17 protein-coding genes and 1 tRNA gene are annotated in these 17,101 nt (G+C 63.4%); 7 read left to right on the top strand and 11 right to left on the bottom strand.

Going from position 1 to position 17,101, the window contains the following annotated elements:
* Positions 1-37 precede the first annotated feature (37 nt).
* Positions 38-1,006, top strand: a complete 969-nt coding sequence (locus tag ACT54B_RS04460) for an alpha/beta fold hydrolase (RefSeq protein ID WP_476043107.1) — start codon at positions 38-40, stop codon at positions 1,004-1,006.
* Positions 1,007-1,036: 30 nt separating this feature from the next.
* Here ACT54B_RS04460 and hisN read toward each other — a convergent pair whose 3' ends face one another.
* Positions 1,037-1,810, bottom strand: a complete 774-nt coding sequence (hisN, locus tag ACT54B_RS04465; protein ID WP_476043109.1) for a histidinol-phosphatase — start codon at positions 1,808-1,810, stop codon at positions 1,037-1,039.
* Between the two features lie 101 nt (positions 1,811-1,911).
* A complete protein-coding gene (locus ACT54B_RS04470) occupies positions 1,912-2,796 on the bottom strand; it encodes an N-formylglutamate amidohydrolase (RefSeq protein ID WP_476043110.1) in 885 nt (294 codons plus the stop codon).
* Positions 2,797-2,996: 200 nt separating this feature from the next.
* On the opposite strand from ACT54B_RS04470, the gene cpdR1 reads away from it, so the two are divergent.
* Both cpdR1 and ACT54B_RS04480 read left to right on the top strand, forming a co-directional pair.
* Entirely contained in the window at positions 2,997-3,359 is a 363-nt protein-coding gene (gene cpdR1 / locus ACT54B_RS04475) for a response regulator CpdR1 (protein WP_183364287.1), read from the top strand.
* Between the two features lie 206 nt (positions 3,360-3,565).
* Positions 3,566-3,640 (top strand) — tRNA-Val (locus ACT54B_RS04480).
* Between the two features lie 106 nt (positions 3,641-3,746).
* On the opposite strand, the gene ACT54B_RS04485 is transcribed toward ACT54B_RS04480, so the two are convergent.
* From ACT54B_RS04485 to ACT54B_RS04495, 3 genes are all read right to left on the bottom strand, one after another.
* On the bottom strand, positions 3,747-5,636 hold the full coding sequence (locus tag ACT54B_RS04485; protein WP_476043111.1) for a methyl-accepting chemotaxis protein: 1,890 nt from the start codon (positions 5,634-5,636) through the stop codon (positions 3,747-3,749).
* Positions 5,637-5,919: 283 nt separating this feature from the next.
* Positions 5,920-7,074 (bottom strand): DmpA family aminopeptidase, encoded by a 1,155-nt coding sequence (locus ACT54B_RS04490; RefSeq protein WP_476043113.1) that lies wholly within the window; start codon positions 7,072-7,074, stop codon positions 5,920-5,922.
* Positions 7,064-7,693: a TetR/AcrR family transcriptional regulator gene (locus tag ACT54B_RS04495; protein WP_476043115.1), complete on the bottom strand. Its 630-nt coding sequence runs from the start codon at positions 7,691-7,693 to the stop codon at positions 7,064-7,066. Before ACT54B_RS04495 ends, ACT54B_RS04490 begins: the two co-directional genes overlap by 11 nt.
* Positions 7,694-7,827: 134 nt before the next feature.
* On the opposite strand from ACT54B_RS04495, the gene ACT54B_RS04500 reads away from it, so the two are divergent.
* From ACT54B_RS04500 to ACT54B_RS04515, 4 genes are all read left to right on the top strand, one after another.
* Positions 7,828-9,210, top strand: coding sequence for an APC family permease (locus tag ACT54B_RS04500; protein ID WP_476043117.1), 1,383 nt, complete (start codon positions 7,828-7,830; stop codon positions 9,208-9,210).
* A gap of 152 nt (positions 9,211-9,362) precedes the next feature.
* Complete coding sequence (locus ACT54B_RS04505; RefSeq protein ID WP_476043119.1) at positions 9,363-10,154, top strand: SDR family NAD(P)-dependent oxidoreductase; 792 nt, start codon at positions 9,363-9,365, stop codon at positions 10,152-10,154.
* 10 nt (positions 10,155-10,164) lie between these two features.
* Entirely contained in the window at positions 10,165-10,947 is a 783-nt protein-coding gene (locus ACT54B_RS04510; protein WP_476043121.1) for a MoaF C-terminal domain-containing protein, read from the top strand.
* 12 nt (positions 10,948-10,959) lie between these two features.
* On the top strand, positions 10,960-11,349 hold the full coding sequence (locus ACT54B_RS04515; RefSeq protein WP_476043123.1) for a nuclear transport factor 2 family protein: 390 nt from the start codon (positions 10,960-10,962) through the stop codon (positions 11,347-11,349).
* Between the two features lie 47 nt (positions 11,350-11,396).
* Here ACT54B_RS04515 and ACT54B_RS04520 read toward each other — a convergent pair whose 3' ends face one another.
* From ACT54B_RS04520 to ACT54B_RS04545, 6 genes are all read right to left on the bottom strand, one after another.
* Complete coding sequence (locus ACT54B_RS04520; RefSeq protein ID WP_476043124.1) at positions 11,397-12,353, bottom strand: AraC-like ligand-binding domain-containing protein; 957 nt, start codon at positions 12,351-12,353, stop codon at positions 11,397-11,399.
* Between the two features lie 12 nt (positions 12,354-12,365).
* Positions 12,366-13,085, bottom strand: a complete 720-nt coding sequence (locus tag ACT54B_RS04525) for an ABC transporter ATP-binding protein (RefSeq protein WP_476043125.1) — start codon at positions 13,083-13,085, stop codon at positions 12,366-12,368.
* Between the two features lies 1 nt (position 13,086).
* Positions 13,087-13,791 carry an ABC transporter ATP-binding protein gene (locus ACT54B_RS04530; protein ID WP_476043126.1) on the bottom strand — a complete coding sequence of 235 codons (705 nt, stop codon included), beginning with the start codon at positions 13,789-13,791 and terminating at the stop codon, positions 13,087-13,089.
* Positions 13,788-14,795 carry a branched-chain amino acid ABC transporter permease gene (locus ACT54B_RS04535; RefSeq protein ID WP_476043127.1) on the bottom strand — a complete coding sequence of 336 codons (1,008 nt, stop codon included), beginning with the start codon at positions 14,793-14,795 and terminating at the stop codon, positions 13,788-13,790. The genes ACT54B_RS04530 and ACT54B_RS04535 overlap by 4 nt, the downstream gene beginning before the upstream one ends.
* A gap of 38 nt (positions 14,796-14,833) precedes the next feature.
* On the bottom strand, positions 14,834-15,700 hold the full coding sequence (locus ACT54B_RS04540; protein ID WP_476043128.1) for a branched-chain amino acid ABC transporter permease: 867 nt from the start codon (positions 15,698-15,700) through the stop codon (positions 14,834-14,836).
* 94 nt (positions 15,701-15,794) lie between these two features.
* Positions 15,795-17,042: an ABC transporter substrate-binding protein gene (locus ACT54B_RS04545; protein WP_476043129.1), complete on the bottom strand. Its 1,248-nt coding sequence runs from the start codon at positions 17,040-17,042 to the stop codon at positions 15,795-15,797.
* Between the last annotated feature and the right edge of the window lie 59 nt (positions 17,043-17,101).

Genomic DNA, 17,101 nt, shown 5'->3' on the forward strand with positions numbered 1-17,101 from the left:
GGGTGTCGCTCCGATCCTCTCCCGCCGATTGCCTTTCATGGTTCCCATTCTTCGCTCCTCACCCGACAATCCCGTGCCGGACAATCACACTGCGGGCTATTTCACCGGCCACAAGGGTGTGAAGCTGCGCTATGCGATCTTTCGCTCCTCCCACTCGGTGGCCAAGGGTACGGTGGTGCTTCTGCAGGGTCGCAACGAATGCATCGAGAAATATTTCGAGACGATCCGCGACCTGAATGCGCAAGGCCTCTGGGTCGCCGCCTTCGACCTGCGCGGACAGGGCGGTTCGGACCGGCTCCTGCCCCGGCAGAGACGCGGCCACGTGCGTCGCTTTACCGATTATGAAAAAGATCTCTCCATCTTCCTGACGGATATCGTCCTGCCGGATACCCGGCTGCCTTTCTTCCTGATCGGCCACTCTACCGGGGCGCTGATCGCGCTTTCCGCCGCGCCTTATCTCGCAAGCCGGATCGAGCGCATGGCGTTGAGTGCGCCCTTTCTCGGCTTGACCGGCCAGACGCTGCCAAGCGGCCTGATCCGGTTCCTCACCCGCACCCTCTGCCTGACGGGTCTCGGGAATTTACCGCTGACCGGCGAGCCCTCCCCCGTTCCTTTCGCGGACAATGTGGTCACCACGGATCCGCAGCGCTATCGGCGCAATCAGATGATTTTGGAAACCCATCCCGAGCTCGGCCTCGGGCCGCCCAGCTGTCGCTGGCTTTCGGAGGCGTTTCGCGCCATGGATCGCGTCGCCCGGCCGGATCACCTGACGCGGATCACCATTCCCACCCTCATCCTGGCTCCGACCATGGACAAGCTCGTTCCCTTCTCCGCACAGGAAGCGCTGGCGCGCAAGTTCCGCGCCTGCCAGCTCATTCCCATTGCCGGGTCGGGCCACGAGATATTTCAGGAGCGGGATATCTTCAGGGCACAGGCGCTGGGCGCCGTTGCCGCCTTCATGCCGGGCAGCGATGCGGTGGAACAGGGGATGGGCGCCGCCTATTGAGCGGCGCAGAAGGCCTGGCGGGAAAGAAGCTCACCCGTGGAGAAGCGCCATGGCCTCTTCGTGCACGGCCTTGCTGCCAGCGGCAAGAATCCGCCCGCCCTTTTCCGGGCGTCCGCCCTCCCAGTCGGTCATGATCCCACCGGCCTGTTCGATAATGGGAATGAGCGCCCCGACATCATAGGGTTTCAACGAATTTTCCACGACGATGTCCACATGCCCGGCGGCCAGCAGCGCATAGGCATAACAATCGATGCCGTAGCGGAAGAGGCGTACGCTGTTCTGCACCCGCATGTACCGGTCGAGGTCCTCACCGAAGATATGCGGCGAGGTGGTGAAGAGAATGGCATCGGAAAGCGAAGCGCAATCGCGCGTCTTCAGCTGACGTTCGCCACCCGGGCCGGAATACCAGCTCTTCTGGCCGTCGGCAAAATAGCGCTCGCCCGTAAAGGGCTGGTCCATCAGCCCCATGATGGCGCGGCCCTTCTCCTGCAGGCCGATCAGCGTGCCCCAGACGGGGACGCCGGAAATGAAGGCGCGGGTTCCATCGATCGGGTCGACCACCCAGACGAGATCGCGGTCAAGACCCACATCCTCATGCTCCTCGCCCAGAAAACCATGCTCGGGGAAATGGGCCTCCACCAGCGCGCGAATGGCAAGCTCCGCAGCCCGGTCGCCCTCGGTCACGGGGTCGAATCCGGCTTTCTGCTCCTTGTTCACCACATCGAGACCGGTGCGAAAACGCGGCAGGGTTTCCGCCCGGGCAGCATCGGCCAGACGGTTGAAGAAGGCGCGATCTGGATACATGCGGTAGACCCCTTGGAATTCTGCCCGTCCGGCGGCATTGAAGAGATCTTTTCAATAAACGATCTGACCGGGATTGCAAATGGAGGTTTTGTTTCAGGCCGTCATTCTGCAGCCAGACTGCCCACCTGGTCTCCATGACAGGCATGGGCGATGAAGCGCTGCATGAAGGCGGTCAGCGCCTGCACGACCCCGGGAAAGGCGCGGCTTTTTTCCAGCGTGCCCTCGTCCACATAAAGCGCACGGCTGATTTCTATCTGCAGCGCATGCAGGCCCCGGGCGGGCCGGCCGTAATGTTCGGTAATGAAGCCGCCGGCATAGGGCTTGTTGCGGACGATACTGAAGCCGAGATCGTCGAGGATATCCATCGCGCCGCGAGACAGGGTGCCCGAAGCGCTTGTGCCATAGCGGTCGCCGAGGATCACATCGGGCCGGTCGCCCGAACCCGGCAGGCGGACATTGCCCGGCATGGAATGACAATCCACCAGCACGCAGAATCCGAATCGGGCATGGGTGCGGGCAATCAGCCGCCGGAGCGCCGCATGATAGGGCTTGTAGATGGTTTCGATTCGTTCCATGGCCTCGCTGACCGGCAGCCGGCGGCCATAGATTTCCATGTTTTCCGCAACGATGCGCGGGATCGTGCCCAGTCCTCCGGCCACCCGGGGCGATCCGATATTGGCATAGGGTGGCAGCTGACCGTCGAACATGCGCGGGTCCAGCTCGTAGGGCTCCCGGTTCACGTCCACATAGGCGCGGGGAAAATGCGCGACCAGCATGGGAGCGCCGAACGCTGTTGCGGCAGCGAAGAGCTCGTCGACGAAAGGATCTTCCGAACGACGGATCTGGTGGGCACTCAGTTTCGACTGCGCCAGAAAGGATGGAGAATAGACCCGCCCGCTATGGGGAGAATTGAACACGAACGGAATGCGCTGGACCGAGGGCTCCCGCACCTCGAATATCCCATGTCCGCTTGCATCATGCGGCATCAATTCCCGTGGCCCCCGATCAAATCATCTGTTACAATTTTGTCTCATGTTGCCAGTATGGCAAGGCGAAGTCCATATGATCAAATATGTGAATTCGCGGATGGACTTTCGGCGTCTTCACTAGATCTTTACCGAATTCGCCCTAACGTTCATTGTTGAAATCCGGAGTTTTCACTTCTTTCGAGCAGCGGTCCCACAGTATGAGTCAGAAAATTCTTCTCGCCGAAGATGACAACGATATGCGCCGGTTTCTGGTCAAGGCACTGGAAAAGGCAGGCTACAAAGTTTCTTCCTTCGATAATGGCGCCAGCGCCTATGACAGGCTGCGCGAAGAACCCTTCTCGCTGCTTCTCACCGACATCGTGATGCCGGAGATGGATGGCATCGAGCTGGCGCGTCGCGCCACCGAGCTCGATCCTGACCTCAAGGTCATGTTCATCACCGGCTTTGCCGCGGTGGCGCTGAACCCCGATTCGAAGGCGCCCAAGGATGCGAAGGTTCTCTCCAAACCCTTCCACCTGCGCGACCTCGTCGATGAGGTCAACAAGCTCCTCGTCGCCTGACGCACAGGCCGATCCTGTTGAACAGGCTCAGGAATCCGGTTGCGGATGCGCAGCCGGATTTTTTTGTTTCCGCTTTTGGGCAAAACAGATGTTTTCAACAGGCGCGATAGCCTGCAAATGCGGGCTTGCGTGGTCGGCATTCAAAAAAACATCAAAAAGGCAGTTGACGGAGCAAGGGGTAATGTGATGTATGCGCCTCATCGGATGGGCGTGTAGCTCAGCGGGAGAGCACTACGTTGACATCGTAGGGGTCACAGGTTCAATCCCTGTCACGCCCACCATCTGATCCCCCTGATTTGAAAAAGAAAAAGCCGCAAGACGCGATGTCCCACGGCTTCGCTCTGCTGAACGCAGGTTCCCGGGGGATTGCATCCCCCGGCCCGTACATCAGGCCGCGCGGCGACCCGTATTCGATGACGCTCCACCGGTCCGGAAACCGGAAACGATCGCCTCCAGGCTCTCCGATTCCTCATTGAGTCGGCTCGTGACGGCCGCCGTCTCCTCCACCATCGCGGCATTCTGCTGGGTCACCTGATCCATGCGGTTCACGGCGGTGCTGACCTCGCTCAGTCCGATGGACTGCTCGCGCGAAGCGGTGGCGATGGCGTGGATATCCTCGCTGATCCGCACGACGCGGCTTTCGATTTCCGCCAGTGCCTCGCCCGTGGCCTGCACATGCCGGACGCCGACCGTCACCTCTTCGCCGGATTTGGTGATGAGGCCCTTGATATCCTTCGCCGCATGCGCAGCCCGCTGCGCCAGTTCGCGCACCTCCTGCGCCACGACGGCAAACCCCTTGCCCGCTTCCCCCGCCCGCGCGGCTTCCACGCCGGCATTGAGAGCCAGCAGGTTGGTCTGGAAGGCGATTTCGTCGATCACGTTGATGATCTGGGTAATCTCGCTGGAGGCTGCCTCGATCCGCCCCATGGCATCGACCGCATCGCGGACGATGGAGGCGGATTGCTTGGCGCTTTTCGTGGCCTCCTGCACCGTCACATTCACCCGTTCTGCCCGTTCGCTGGACGCCTTGACGGCGGAGGTAATCTCCTCCAGCGCTGCGGAGGTTTGCTCCAGCGAGGCAGCCTGCTGCTCGGTCCGCTTGGCAAGATTGTCCGAGGCAGCCCGCAGCTCAAAAGCGTTGCGACCGATTTCGGTCGTCGTGTGCTGCACCGTGCCGAGGCTGCGCTGAAGATGGACCAGCGCATTGTTGATGTTGCCTTGCAGATCGGCAAAGGCGCCGGAATAGCTGCCTGCCATCGGGCGCGTGAGGTCGCCGCCGGCGAGCGCCTGAATGACCGACTGCATCTCGCCAAGGGCGCTTCCCACGCCTGAAACAAGGGTGTTCAGGCTGCGAGCGAGCAGATTGAGGTCATCGCGACCATAATCATCGCCGAGCCGCGAGGCGAACCGGCCGGCATTGGCCTCTTCCACCAAAGCCGCAACGGCGCGCTGGAACTGTGCGGTCCGTTCGCGCATATGCTGATCGCCGGCGCTGATCTCGCGGATCTTGAGCGCATTGTCTCGGAAAATGGAGACGGCCGCACTGATTTCGCCGATCTCGTCGCGCCGGTCACCATAGGGAACAGCGGTCGCCAGATCGCCATTGGCGATGCGGGTCATGGTCGAGGTAAGTTCCTGGATCGGGATGGAAATTTCGCGCCGCGCGATGCGGAAGGCAACGCCCCCGCCGACGATCAGCCCACCCGCTACCGTTGCCAGCACCACGGCGATCATCGTGGTCATCAGGCTACCGATACCGGCCTTGACCGCTTCGAGATTTTCCCGGTCGGCCTGGATGACGGCATCGATCTCGGCCTGAAACGCCTTGCGGTTTGCACGGTTGGCTTCGTTGTTGCCCTGCTCGTTCGCTGCTTCGATGGAAGCGGTCGTGCCAAGGCGTGCCGTCTCGGAACGGAAGGTTCGGAATTCTGCGGCACGGGCTGCCACAGCCTCGAAAGCCGCCTGCCCCTCCGCCGGCACCAGCGGCCGCCAGGCCTTCAGCGTTTCGTCGATGCCATCGAGCTGCTCCATCAGGCCATCGGCAAATTTCTTGGCCTTTTCCGTATCGGCAGCGGCATAGATGCCGCGTGCCTCCATGACCGTGGCGGTCACCTGGCGGTTGAGATGCTCGCCCAGATAAGCCCGCTCGGAAATGTTCCGGTAGGCCTCCAGGTCGGCATTGAAACGGATGGCGACAAAGGCAGCCACGGCTCCCGTGAAGACGCAGATCACCCCCATGAGGCCGACCACGAAATAGATGCGTGCACGAATGGACATCGTCCCTCCCGTCGGCATCCGGAAAGCGGACGCCGAGTATGACAAGATTTGAAGGAATAACGTCGTCATGACGCCTGAAGAGAGCCGCGAACCCCATGTCCACGGCCGGAAATGCGGTCAAAACGCGCATTCAAACTATTTTTTATAACTATTATAGTAAATCAATCTTTGCGCCCGCCTGCGAGAAGTCACATACGAGAGCTGCGGGTTCGGAAGCGGTGCACGGCGTCCCGCCGGGCTGCAAAGCCGCCGCCAAAAATCGGGGCGGCGGCCTGATGCGAGGTCAACGGCTGAGCACGTGTTCGGCCAGCGCTGCATGCGGAAAGGCCGGCATGGCCAGCCCGCCCTTGCCGATCATGGACCGGTTGGCGATCAGGGCATTCAGTACGGCTTCTTCCGTTGCCAGCACCGTAGCCTCGTAAAGGCCGTTCATGGCCGGCCAGGGAAGGATGTCGAAGGCGCGCGGCGTGCCGGCGGCCGGGTCCGCGTCCGGGATGCGGCTGTCGAGGACACCCGTATTGGCAGTGGAAAAGGCGAGGAAGATATCCCCCGAGAAGTGCGAACCGGTCGTTCCCGTCCGTGCCAGGCCCAAAGGAACCCGCCGCACCATGGCCTTCAATTGCGTCGGCAGGAGCGGCGCATCGGTGGCGACGATGCCGATACAGGAGCCAGCCCCTTCCACCGCCGCGCCGGACCGTACGAGGTCCTCGATCGGATTGTTGTCCTTGAGGATCTCGCCGAGCCAGGTGCCGGTAACGGTCAACTCCTCGCGGGAGCCGAAATTGGTCTGGAGGAAGACGCCGACCGTATAGGTCTTTCCACCGAGTTCCACCTGACGCGAGGCGGTGCCATTCCCGCCCTTGAAGCCATAGCAGACCATTCCGGTGCCGCCTCCGCAGGAGCCCTCCGGCACCGGACCACCCTTCGCTCCGTCAAGCGCGGCGATCACATGCTCGGGACGCACATTCACCCCGTTGATATCGCTCATGAATCCGTCATAGGTTTCGGCAGCGACCGGCAACATCCATTGACGGGCCACATCCGGACGATTGTCGACCATCCAGCGGATCAGCCCCTCATGGGCCGCACCGATGGAGTGAGAATTGGTGATGGCGATCGGCTGACTGAGGCTTCCGGATTCCTCGATCCAGCTGAAGCCGGTCATTTCACCATTACCGTTGAAGCTGTGCACAGCCGCCGCGCAGGAAGCGCCGGTTCCTTTTTTGCCGCGGGGAAGAATGGCGGTGACGCCGGTCCGGATCGCCTTGCCCTCCCGGTCCTCGATCAGCGTCGTTACCCCCACTTCCACACCGGCCACATCGGTAATCGCATTGAGGGCGCCCGGCTGGCCGCGCAAGGCCAGCCCGAAGGCGCGGGCGCGCGGCGCGCCGTCCGGCGCCTTCAGCCAATGATCCGATACGGCTCCATCATGCGTCATTTTCATCTTCCTCCCGAAGCGAAAAGCCGGTCATTGCGCCGGCATAGGTGGTGAGAAGCGCTATCGCTTCTTCTTTCCTGAGGGTTTGCACCTTGTTGGTCAGCCCGAGGCCGAGACCGTCCTCCATGACGACCAGGCTGCGCGCAATGTCACGCGCGGGGCCGGCGAGACGGAAGTCGCCCCGCGCTGCGCCTGCCTCCAGCACGGCCATATAGATGGCCACCTGCCGTTCGAAGAGCGTGATGTACCGGGCCGCCGAGGCCGCATCCGTGCGCGCAAAACTGCCCATCTCGTAGATCAGCCGGCCGAGCCGGTCTTCCGGTCCGCCGGGCAGACCGGCGGCCATGAGGCGGCGCAGCTTCTCGGCCGGGGCCTCCGGACCGTTGGCAATCAGCTGCCGGTCATCGCAATACCGGTTCAGCGAACGGGCCAGCACATCCTCGAAGATCGCCTCCAGCGTTTCGAAATAATAGAGCGCGGCATTGGGCGTCATGCCGGCCTTGCCGGCAATGTCGCGCAGCTTGACCTGATGGATACCCTGGTCGGCGATCAGCTCCTCCGCCGCCTCCAGCAATTCCTTGCGACGCTGTTCGGCAGAACGCAACTTCGTGACTTTCAATTTTAACTCCGTTCATTTCAACAGAATTGCGGGACGCTTGAAACCCGACAAATCCCGCCTTTGAGAATATTTATTGACAATTGCTTTCCTCCTGTCAATTTTAATTCAATTCAAATTTGGAGGAGGAAACCGATTTGAACGCCACCCCTGACACCCAAGGGCTGCACCGCAGCCTCTCGGCCTTCGATGCCGTCATGATTACCCTGTCTGCCATCAGTCCCGCCTCGTCGGTCTTCATCATCCTTCCGGGCGTCATCGCGCTTGCGGGCAGCGGCGCGCTTCTGAGCCTGGTGCTGGCCGCGATCATCGGCCTTTGCATGGCCCTCGTCTATGCGGAACTCTCATCGGCCATTCCCCATGCGGGGGCCGAATATGTGATGATCGGGAGGGTCCTCGGCCGCGCCTGGGGCTTCATCACCTTCACCATGGTGGCCATCTCCATCGTGCTCATCATTGCCGTCATCGCGCTCGGCATCGGCACCTATCTCGGCGTCCTGTTCCCCGGCCTCAACGGCCAGTGGGCCGCCGTGGTGGCGATCCTGGTGGCCGCCGGTGTCGGCGTGCTCAACATCCGCACCAATGCCTGGATTACCGGGCTTTTCCTGGCGGTGGAAATGATCGCGGTCCTGCTCCTGGTCGGCTTCGGCTTCCTTGATCCGCAGCGTTCGCTGGGGGAAATCTTCACCGCGCCACAGATGGTTGATGCCGCCGGCGCCCTGACCGCCGCGCCCTATGGCGCAGCCCTTGCGGCGGTTGCCGTGGCGCTCTTTGCCCTCAACGGCTATGGCGGGGCGGCCTATTTCGCGGAAGAGACCAAGGATCCGCGCTCCACCATGGCCAAGGTCATCATCTGGGCGCTCGTCATCACGGCACTCTGCGAAATCCTGCCGCTCGCCGCCGTTCTGGTCGGCGCGCCGGATATGCAGGCGCTGCTCTCCGCCCCCCAGAAAATCGAATACTTTATCGATTCGACCGCGGGACACGGCTGGACTGTGGGCATCAGCCTTGCCATTGCTCTGGCGATTTTCAATGCGGTCATCGCCATCGTGCTGCAGACCGCCCGCCTGCTCTTTGCATCCGGTCGGGACCGCCTTTGGGCGAAGCCGGTAAGCGACGCACTCGGGCTCGTCCACGGCTCCTGGAACACGCCGTGGTTCGCCACGCTGCTCGCCGGCGTGCTCGGCGCCATTGCCTGCTTCATCCCCTTCGAGATCCTGCTCGTTGTGTCGGGCACGTCTCTGGTCGCGATCTATGCGCTGCTCTGCATTGCCGTCATTGTCGGCCGGCAGACGGGCAAGACGAAGGACGGCTTCTTCCGCATGCCTTTCTTCCCCGTTCCCGCCGTGGTAGCGTTGCTCGCACTGATCTACGTGGCCTGGCAGAATTTCCTCGATCCGGTCATTGGCCGCCCAAGCCTTGGCGCAACGCTCGCCATGATGGTTCTCGGCGGGCTCTACTATGCGGCACTGCTCGCCCGGCGGACCGATTGGGGGCTGCACTCCGGCGCGGAGGGCTGACGGCCCCCCAGCTCTTCGCCACTTCGGGGCGGCCTTCGGGCCGCCCTTTTTCATGGCAGGCGATTTTGCACGTTCAGTCAAAAGGAATTGCACGGCGAGACAGGACGTCATCCCGGCAATTGCCGATGATCATCCCATCAAGGAGGACCCCAATGACACGTTTCAAGGACAGGATAGCCGTCATCACCGGCGGCGGAACGGGCATCGGCGCAGCGGTTGCCCGCCGCATCAGCGCCGAAGGCGGCAAGGTGGCGCTGATCGGACGCCGGCCCGAACCGCTGAAGGCAGTGGCCGAAGAAACCGGCGGCGCGATCTTCGCAGCAGACGCTGCCGATACCGCAAGCATGAAGAAGGCCGTTGCGGCCATCGTCGAACAGCTCGGGGGGATCGACATCCTGATCGCCAATGCCGGTGGCCATGGCGTCGGCCCGACCATCTCGATGAGCGACGAGACGTGGGAACAATCCGTCCGTCTCAACCTCAACACCGCCTTCGTCAGCGCCCGCGAAACCCTGCCCCAGCTGATCGAGCGCAAGGGCAACATCGTCGTGCTGGCCTCGATCGCCGGCCTCTTCGCCGGACCGGATGCGGCGGGCTACGTGACGATGAAGCATGCCTGCATCGGCCTCGCCAAGTCGCTCGCCCGCGATTACGGGCGCAAGGGCGTGCGCACCAACACGGTCTGCCCCGGCTGGGTCACGACCGCCATGGCGGACGAGCAGATGGAGCACCTGATCGAGAAATTCGGCCTTTCCTCGGTCGAGGAAGCCTACCGGCTCGTCACCAAAGACGTGCCGCTCGGCCGCGCCGCGACCGCGGAAGAAGTGGCCAATGCCGTCTGCTTCCTCGCCTCTTCGGAAGCCTCGATGATCAATGGCGCGATCCTCACCGTCGATGGCGGTGCGGGCACCGTCGACCTCCCCACCCTCGCCTTCGTTGAATAAGGAACATCCCATGGCCGTTGAAAATCCGAAGGACTGGAAGACCTACGACCAGTTCGCCTATGGCATCGACACAAACCGCCTGCCGGCCACCGATGCGCTGGCCGGCTCCACCCACACCATCCGTTTCGAGGATGGCCGAACCCTCACCCTCGCCTTCGACAAGGGGAAGGTGCGGTGGTCGGACGGGACGTCTTCCGGGGACGACCTGGCGGAAGTCATCGAGGTTGCCCCGTCCACCTTCTTCATCGAGATCATCTTTGCCGGCAAGCCGACCGAGGCGGAAACGGTGATCGTGAACACCGAGACCCGCCGGGCTCTCTCGATCCTGTCCGTCGTCCGCCCGAAGGAAGAGACGGTGGGCGAGCCGCAGGTCGGCCAGATCTTCCGGCCGGGCGTGCTGGAGGGCGGCACGGTTTCCGGCATGGTGCCGCACGAAACCCGCGATCTCGTCGGACTGCGCGCCCACTTCACCTACAGCCCGAACCATACCTACGAGCACACCTACCTGTCCTCTCAGCGCTATGCCTGGCAGTGCCTCGTCGGCGTCCAGCGCGGCCATGGCGACGTGGATCTCGCCTCCACCTGGAAATTTGCCGAAGACCAGTATGTCTTCACCTTCCGCGAGTTCAAGATCCCGGTTGCCTCCACCTTTTTCTACAATTTCGGGGACATGCGCTCGACCGGCAAGTTCCTCGGCATCACCGGCGAAGGCCGGATCCAGAACAGCCCTGCCGGTGCCTTCATCCGCAAGGCATCCATGACCTATTACCTGCCGGGCCAGGACCCGGTCTGAGGAGATCAACCTATGCGTAAAGCCTATGACGTGGTGAAAGCCCATTACGACGCCAACGACCGCCATGACCTCGAGGGCATGCTGGCCGATATCGCCGATGATTGCCGCTGGACGGAGATGGACGGCTTCCCCTGCGCCGGCACCTATGTGGGCCGGCAGGAGATCTTCGAAAACGTCTTTGCCGCCCTCGGCAAGGAATTCGACGGGTATACTTTCACGCTGGACCGCCTGCTCGATGCCGGCGACGATGTGGTCGCGCTCGGCGATTACACGGCAACCCACAAGGGCACGGGCAAGCACTTCAGCGCCCGCGTCGCCCATGTCTGGGGCGTGAAGGACGACAAGATCCGCCGCTTCGAACAGTTCACCGATACATTGCGTGTGGCGGAAGCGATGCGTTGAAGACCGAAAGGCCCGGAACATCGCTCCGGGCCTTTCCTCTTGCAAGTTTATTGTCCGGCACGGGCAGAACGGCACCAGGCAGAGGGCGTCTCTTGGAAATGGCTGCGGAAGGCGCGCGAGAAATGGGCGCTGGAGGAAAAGCCGAGGCTGAAGGCCACATCACCGATGACCCCCGGTTCCATCGGCCTCGCGGCCAGCAGGTCCCGCGCTTTCTTCAGCCGCTCCGACCAGATGTAATCCGCCGGCGTGATGTCCTCGCCTTCGAAGGCCCGATACACATAGCGCAGCGAGCAGCCCATCTTGCGGGCGATCTCGGCCGCACAGAGGTCCGGCCGGGAGAGATGGGCGGCAATGTAATCCTTGATCCGCTCCTTCAGCAGTTCGAGCGACCGGGAGCCGGACCGCTGCGGCTCCGCCGCCGTGCCCGCCATGGTGGCAACCAGTTCGAGCATGGTCTGACCGAGCTGCGCCCGCTCCGCATCGTCAAGCGTTTCGATTTCCCGGATCGTCGATTCCATCATCGAGGACAACACCCGGTGCAGACTGCCGGGGATCAGGGCCGCCGCCAGCGGCCTTGTGATGCCGCCGCCGAGCCCCGCGACAGCGGCCCTCGGCACTTGCAGCATCAGGAGATCGACCGCCTCCGGATTGGCCAGCACATATGGGTTGGCAGGATCGTAGAGCACGACGGAGCTTGGGCCCACCGGCAAGCGGCGCCCGCCCTGATGCAGGGTGGAATGGCCCTCCGTCTGGATGATCAGCTTGACCATGTCGGTCGCAGCACCGGTGATCACCCGCTCGCCATGCACCATATGCCGGTCGGCGGAGAGACGGCTGAGCCGGCAGGGTCCGAGCATGGCCGAAACGAGCCGGCTTTCACGGGTGCCGGTGCCGGTAAAATCGAGCCTGACATTGCCGAAGAGACGCCGCGCCATCCGGGGGAACTCCGCACCGGCGGCCCGTTCGACCGCGGGCAAGGCAGCGGGGCTTGAGAACTGGGCCATCATCCTTCCTCCTCATTGGGCGAGATAGGCGCCGTGCAGGATCTCGGGATTGGCCTTCAACGCCGCCGACGTCCCGGTGAAGACAAGCCGCCCCCGCTCCATCACCATGGCGCGGCTCGAAAGGCCGAGCGCCAGATTGGCGAACTGCTCGATCAGCAGCACGCCGATCCCCTCGCCCGCCGCGAGCGTCAGCGCCTCGCCGAGCCGCTTTACGACAGCGGGTGCCAAGCCGAGCGACAATTCGTCGACGATCATGAAGCGTGGTTTTGCGATGAAGGCCTGCCCCATCGCCACCATCTGCTTCTGCCCGCCGGAGAGGTTCGAGGCGAGCTGGTGACGGCGTTCCTTCAGTTCCGGGAAAATCGCATAGACCCGGTCGAGCCCGGCCTTTCGGCCCGCAGCCGTCCGGTCCAGCGCGGCGACCAGGAGGTTGTCCTCGACCGTCATCTGCCCGAGGACCCGATGCCCCTCCGGCACCAGCGCCACCCCTTCGCGCCGGATCCGGTCGGGCACGAGCCCGTCGAGCATCAGGCCACCGAGCCGGATCGCCCCACCGGCGGCCGGGATCGCGCCCGCAAGCGCCATGACGGTCGAGGATTTGCCGGCACCATTGGCGCCGAGTAGGGCGGTGATTTCGCCCGATGGAACGGAAAAGCTGATCCCGTGGATCACCCGCTTGCCGCCCCTATCGACGGTGAGGTTCTCGACTTCGATGGAGAGCGATGCGGTCATGTCAGAGTTCTCCGAGATAGGCACGGCGGACATTGTCATTGGCCAGCACCTCCGCCGTCGGCCCCTGAGCCAGAAGCTTGCCATAGTCGAGCACCATGGTTTCGCTGCACATGGCGCGGATCAGGTCCACGTCATGATCGATGACCAGCACCTGTGCGCCGGTGGCTGCGGGAATGCCGAGAACGAGATCGCGCAAGGTCGCCCCCTCCTCGTCCGTCAGGCCCGCCGCCGGTTCGTCGAGCAGGATCAGCTTCGGCTGGCCGACAAGGCATTTGCCGAGCTCCACCAGCCGCCGCTGGAAGAGATTGAGCCGGTGGCCCGGGAGATCCGCGACCTCGGTCAGCCGCACCTGCGACAGAGCCGCGTCTACCGCATGAGCCCGTTCGCCCACCGGCACCACATGATCGGCAATTGCCATGAGGTTGTCGTAAACGGTGAGATCCTCGACCACCTGCTCGGTCTGGAAGGAACGCCGGAGCCCCGCCTCCACTCGTCTGAGGGGGGAAAGCGGGAGGAGCGGAACTCCGGCGAGGAGGATCGAGCCCTCCATGGGTTTGACGAAGCCCGAGAAGACGTTGAGCAACGTCGTCTTGCCAGCGCCGTTCGGGCCGATCAGGCCGGCAACGGGCGCGGTCAGCGTGGCGGTGAGCTGATCGATGGGCTTGATGCCGCCGAAGCGGACGGTGATGTTTGAAATCTCGATCATGTCCGGTTCCCTCCCCGGAAGGCAGGCGGCAGACGATTGACGAGCCCGGCGATCTGCCCGGCAATGCCCGCCGGCGCGGTGGCCAGCGCATGGAAGAGCGCCACACCGAAAATGCCGATGGTCACATAGCCGTCGATGCCGAGATCGGTAAGAAGCGCGGGCACCGCCCGCAGGAGCAGCCCGGCGATCAGCGCGCCATACCAGTGGTAGCTCCCACCGACGATGGTGAGGGCAAAGAGATTGAGGCTCTCGAAGGCCGAGAATGCACGGCCATCAAGCTGGCCCACATTGCCGGCCAGAAGCGCGCCTGCAATGCCTGCAAAGAAGCCGGAAAGGGCGAAGGCCCAGGCCTTGTAGGTCAGCACGTTGACGCCCGAGGCGACCGCCACCGTCTCGCCCTTGCGGATAAGCGCCCAGGCACGGCCGGGCTTGGCGACCTTGTGCCACTGCACGATCACGAAGCCGAAGGTGGCCATCAGGCAGACATAGAGGAAGTAGGCAACCGGCCCGTCCGCCAGTGCAGGTCGAGCCAGCATGGCCCGCCCTGCCCCGTTCGCCCGCCCGAGAAAGCCCGGACCACCATCGGGAAAGCCCCAGGCGCTGATGATCGTCTGGAAAGCACCGGCGAGCATCAGGGTGACGAGCGCGAGGTAAAGGCCGCGCAGACGCAGCGCCGGAATGCCGAAGATGAGCCCGACCAGCGCCGCGACGATGCCACCGGCCAGCATGCTGACCTCGAAGGGCGGATGATAGGCATGGCCGATCCGGAGCGTCACCCAGCCGCCGACGCCGACCAGCGCGAACTGGCAGAGCGATACGAGGCCAAGCTGGCCGTAGAGCACGGCAAGGCCGATGACCGAGAGCGACAGCGCCACGGCGGAAGTGGCCGCCGACAGCCAGAAGGAATTGGCGCCGAGTGCCACGATGGCAGAGAAGACCGCCATGACGAGCACGATCGGGATGAGCTTGGCCGAAGGGCTCGGCCGGTAAACGGAGGGGGCCATGGCACTTTCCGAAAAGGTCTGGGGAGCGGGATTGGCGTTCATCGGTCCCTCAGGGCGGCGCGGGACGTGCTGCCGAGGATCATCACGGCGGCAAGCGCGATGACGAAGGGGGCGGCGGCACGATAGGGGGAGATCCAGGCAAGCGGCGTTAGCACCGCTTCCGCAACGCCCACCGAAAGGCCGGCAATGGCCGTGAGGGTCAGCGAGCGAAGCTGGCCAAGAATGGCCGCCGCAATTGCCGGGATGACGAGGAAGGTCAGGAAGGTCCCCTGCAGGCGTACGAGATCGGCGAGCAGCAGGCCGGAAAGGCCGGCAAAGATGCCGGTTATCACCCAGGCGGCGGTTTCCGTATGGAGGATGCGCACGCCGAGAATGGCCGAAAGATCCCGGTCATTGGCGAGCGCCCGCATGTCGAGGCCGAGGCGGGTGCGGTTCAGCAGGAGCGTGATCGCCACCACCATGAGCACCGCCAGCACCAGCGCGATGAGACGGGTGAAGGTAAGGCGTACGCCGAAGACCGTCAGGAACATCTGGTCGGTCGGGAATTGCAGGCGGCGCGGCAGCTCGCCCCAGATCACGCCCATCAGCGCAATGAGGAAGAGCGCGGGCGCCAGCGTGCCGACGGCCCGCACCACCGTATCCCGGTGAGACAGCAGCGGCGCGAAAACCCGCCCGTAGAGAAAGCTGACGGCGGTCGACACCACGACGGCGGCGAGGATGGCGAGCGCCAGAGGCTGGTTCCATTGCAGAAGCTGCCAGGCCACATGGGCGCCGAGCGCACCGATGGCACCGAAGGCGAAATTGAGCACGCCGGTCGAGCGATAGAGAATGACGAGGCCGACGCCGGACAGCGCATAGACCGCGCCGATGCCGAGACCGGAAATCAGAAATGGCAAAAGATTCAACGGTTTTCCTCCCCTCCGTCGGCCCGCTCGGGCGGGCACTTGCCGGCAGCCCGCCGAAACGGGCCGCCGCGTGGTCAGGCGCTTGGGAGCGTGATCACTTCATCGTTGCTTCGAAGGCGCGGATGTCCTTCAGCTCCGGATCGGGCGACGGGGCGCAATCGGAAACCACCTTCCACTTGCCGCCTTCCGACACCGCCATGCGGGTGGTGGAATTGGCATTGTGGCGCGGCTGGCCATCGCCGAAATACCAGGGGGCGCAGAAGATATCGCTCTCGAAGCCCTTCACCTGACGGACCGCAGCCGAGGCCGTTTCGCGGGTGATGTTGGCAGGATCGAGCGTCATCAGCGCCTTTTCGGCAATGCGGGCGGCGAGGTACCCGGCCTGGGCGAAAGTATCGCGCGGATCGCTTTCCTGGCCATATTCGTTCATGACGGCGAGCCAGTTCTGGTTGTCTGGCGTGGTGGCTTCGAGATCGTTGAACTCCATGTTGACGAAGAACTTGCCATCCCAGCCCGAGCCGATGGTGGCGGGCACCGAAAGGTCATAGGCAGAAGCGGCCGACAGGAAGGTGATCGACTGGTTGAGGCCCTGCTCTTCTGCAGCGGTCAGGAGCGGGATCGCCACGCCCTTCGACATGCCGAGCACGATGACATCGGGCTTGTTGGCGGCAGCCTGCAGGATGATCGAGGTGGCATCGGCCGAACCCGGATCCATCAGGATCGTCTCGGCCTTGAAGCCTTTTTCCTTGGCGAGCAGCTCCACGCCCTCGCAGGACCAGGTGCCGACATTCGGAATGTTCGGGCCGATGCAGGCCACCGACTTCGCATTCAGCTTGTCGAGCGCATAGCCCATGGCCCCGAGCATGGAAACGCGCGGGCCGGCATTGGTCGGCGCATAATTCTCGGCAAAGAAGCACTCACGCGGCACGCCCACGCCGGCAATCACCTGGATGCCCGACTTCTTGTAGAACTCGGCATTGGCACCGCATTCCACATAGCTGGAATTACCGACCATCAGCACGGCCTTCTCGTCATTGACGAGCTTCGCGCCGAGCTGGGCTGCGGTTTCCGGGTTCCACTGGTCGTCCTCGATCACATATTTGACCGGGCGGCCCTTGATGCCGCCATTGGCGTTCAGGCAGTCGAAATAGGCCTTGGCCGCCTTGGTCGAGTTCGAGAAGTCGTCGGGACCGGTCTTGCCGGTGATTGCGCCGATGACGATGGGCTCGCCTTCGGCAGCCTTGCCCGATCCGTCGCCGCAGGATGCGGCTGCATGGGCACTGAAGGCCGCAAAAAGGCTCAAGGTGAGGCCGGCGGCCATCACCCTCAGGGTTTTCAGCATGTCATTCTCCTCCAAAATGGACGCTAAGCTTGCCTGCCCGCGCCGTCCTCCATGTATGC

The organism is Gellertiella sp. DMC107 (assembly GCF_056313605.1).

Excerpts from the sequence above, each read along its gene's own strand:
- hisN (WP_476043109.1), bottom strand. The coding sequence starts at position 1,810 with ATGTATCCAGATCGCGCCTTCTTCAACCGTCTGGCCGATGCTGCCCGG.
- ACT54B_RS04525 (WP_476043125.1), bottom strand. The coding sequence starts at position 13,085 with ATGACCGCATCGCTCTCCATCGAAGTCGAGAACCTCACCGTCGATAGG.
- cpdR1 (WP_183364287.1), top strand. The coding sequence starts at position 2,997 with ATGAGTCAGAAAATTCTTCTCGCCGAAGATGACAACGATATGCGCCGG.
- ACT54B_RS04510 (WP_476043121.1), top strand. The coding sequence starts at position 10,165 with ATGGCCGTTGAAAATCCGAAGGACTGGAAGACCTACGACCAGTTCGCC.
- ACT54B_RS04505 (WP_476043119.1), top strand. The coding sequence starts at position 9,363 with ATGACACGTTTCAAGGACAGGATAGCCGTCATCACCGGCGGCGGAACG.
- ACT54B_RS04545 (WP_476043129.1), bottom strand. The coding sequence starts at position 17,042 with ATGCTGAAAACCCTGAGGGTGATGGCCGCCGGCCTCACCTTGAGCCTT.
- ACT54B_RS04530 (WP_476043126.1), bottom strand. The coding sequence starts at position 13,791 with ATGATCGAGATTTCAAACATCACCGTCCGCTTCGGCGGCATCAAGCCC.
- ACT54B_RS04485 (WP_476043111.1), bottom strand. The coding sequence starts at position 5,636 with ATGTCCATTCGTGCACGCATCTATTTCGTGGTCGGCCTCATGGGGGTG.
- ACT54B_RS04470 (WP_476043110.1), bottom strand. The coding sequence starts at position 2,796 with ATGCCGCATGATGCAAGCGGACATGGGATATTCGAGGTGCGGGAGCCC.
- ACT54B_RS04535 (WP_476043127.1), bottom strand. The coding sequence starts at position 14,795 with ATGGCCCCCTCCGTTTACCGGCCGAGCCCTTCGGCCAAGCTCATCCCG.
- ACT54B_RS04520 (WP_476043124.1), bottom strand. The coding sequence starts at position 12,353 with ATGGCCCAGTTCTCAAGCCCCGCTGCCTTGCCCGCGGTCGAACGGGCC.
- ACT54B_RS04515 (WP_476043123.1), top strand. The coding sequence starts at position 10,960 with ATGCGTAAAGCCTATGACGTGGTGAAAGCCCATTACGACGCCAACGAC.
- ACT54B_RS04490 (WP_476043113.1), bottom strand. The coding sequence starts at position 7,074 with ATGACGCATGATGGAGCCGTATCGGATCATTGGCTGAAGGCGCCGGAC.
- ACT54B_RS04460 (WP_476043107.1), top strand. The coding sequence starts at position 38 with ATGGTTCCCATTCTTCGCTCCTCACCCGACAATCCCGTGCCGGACAAT.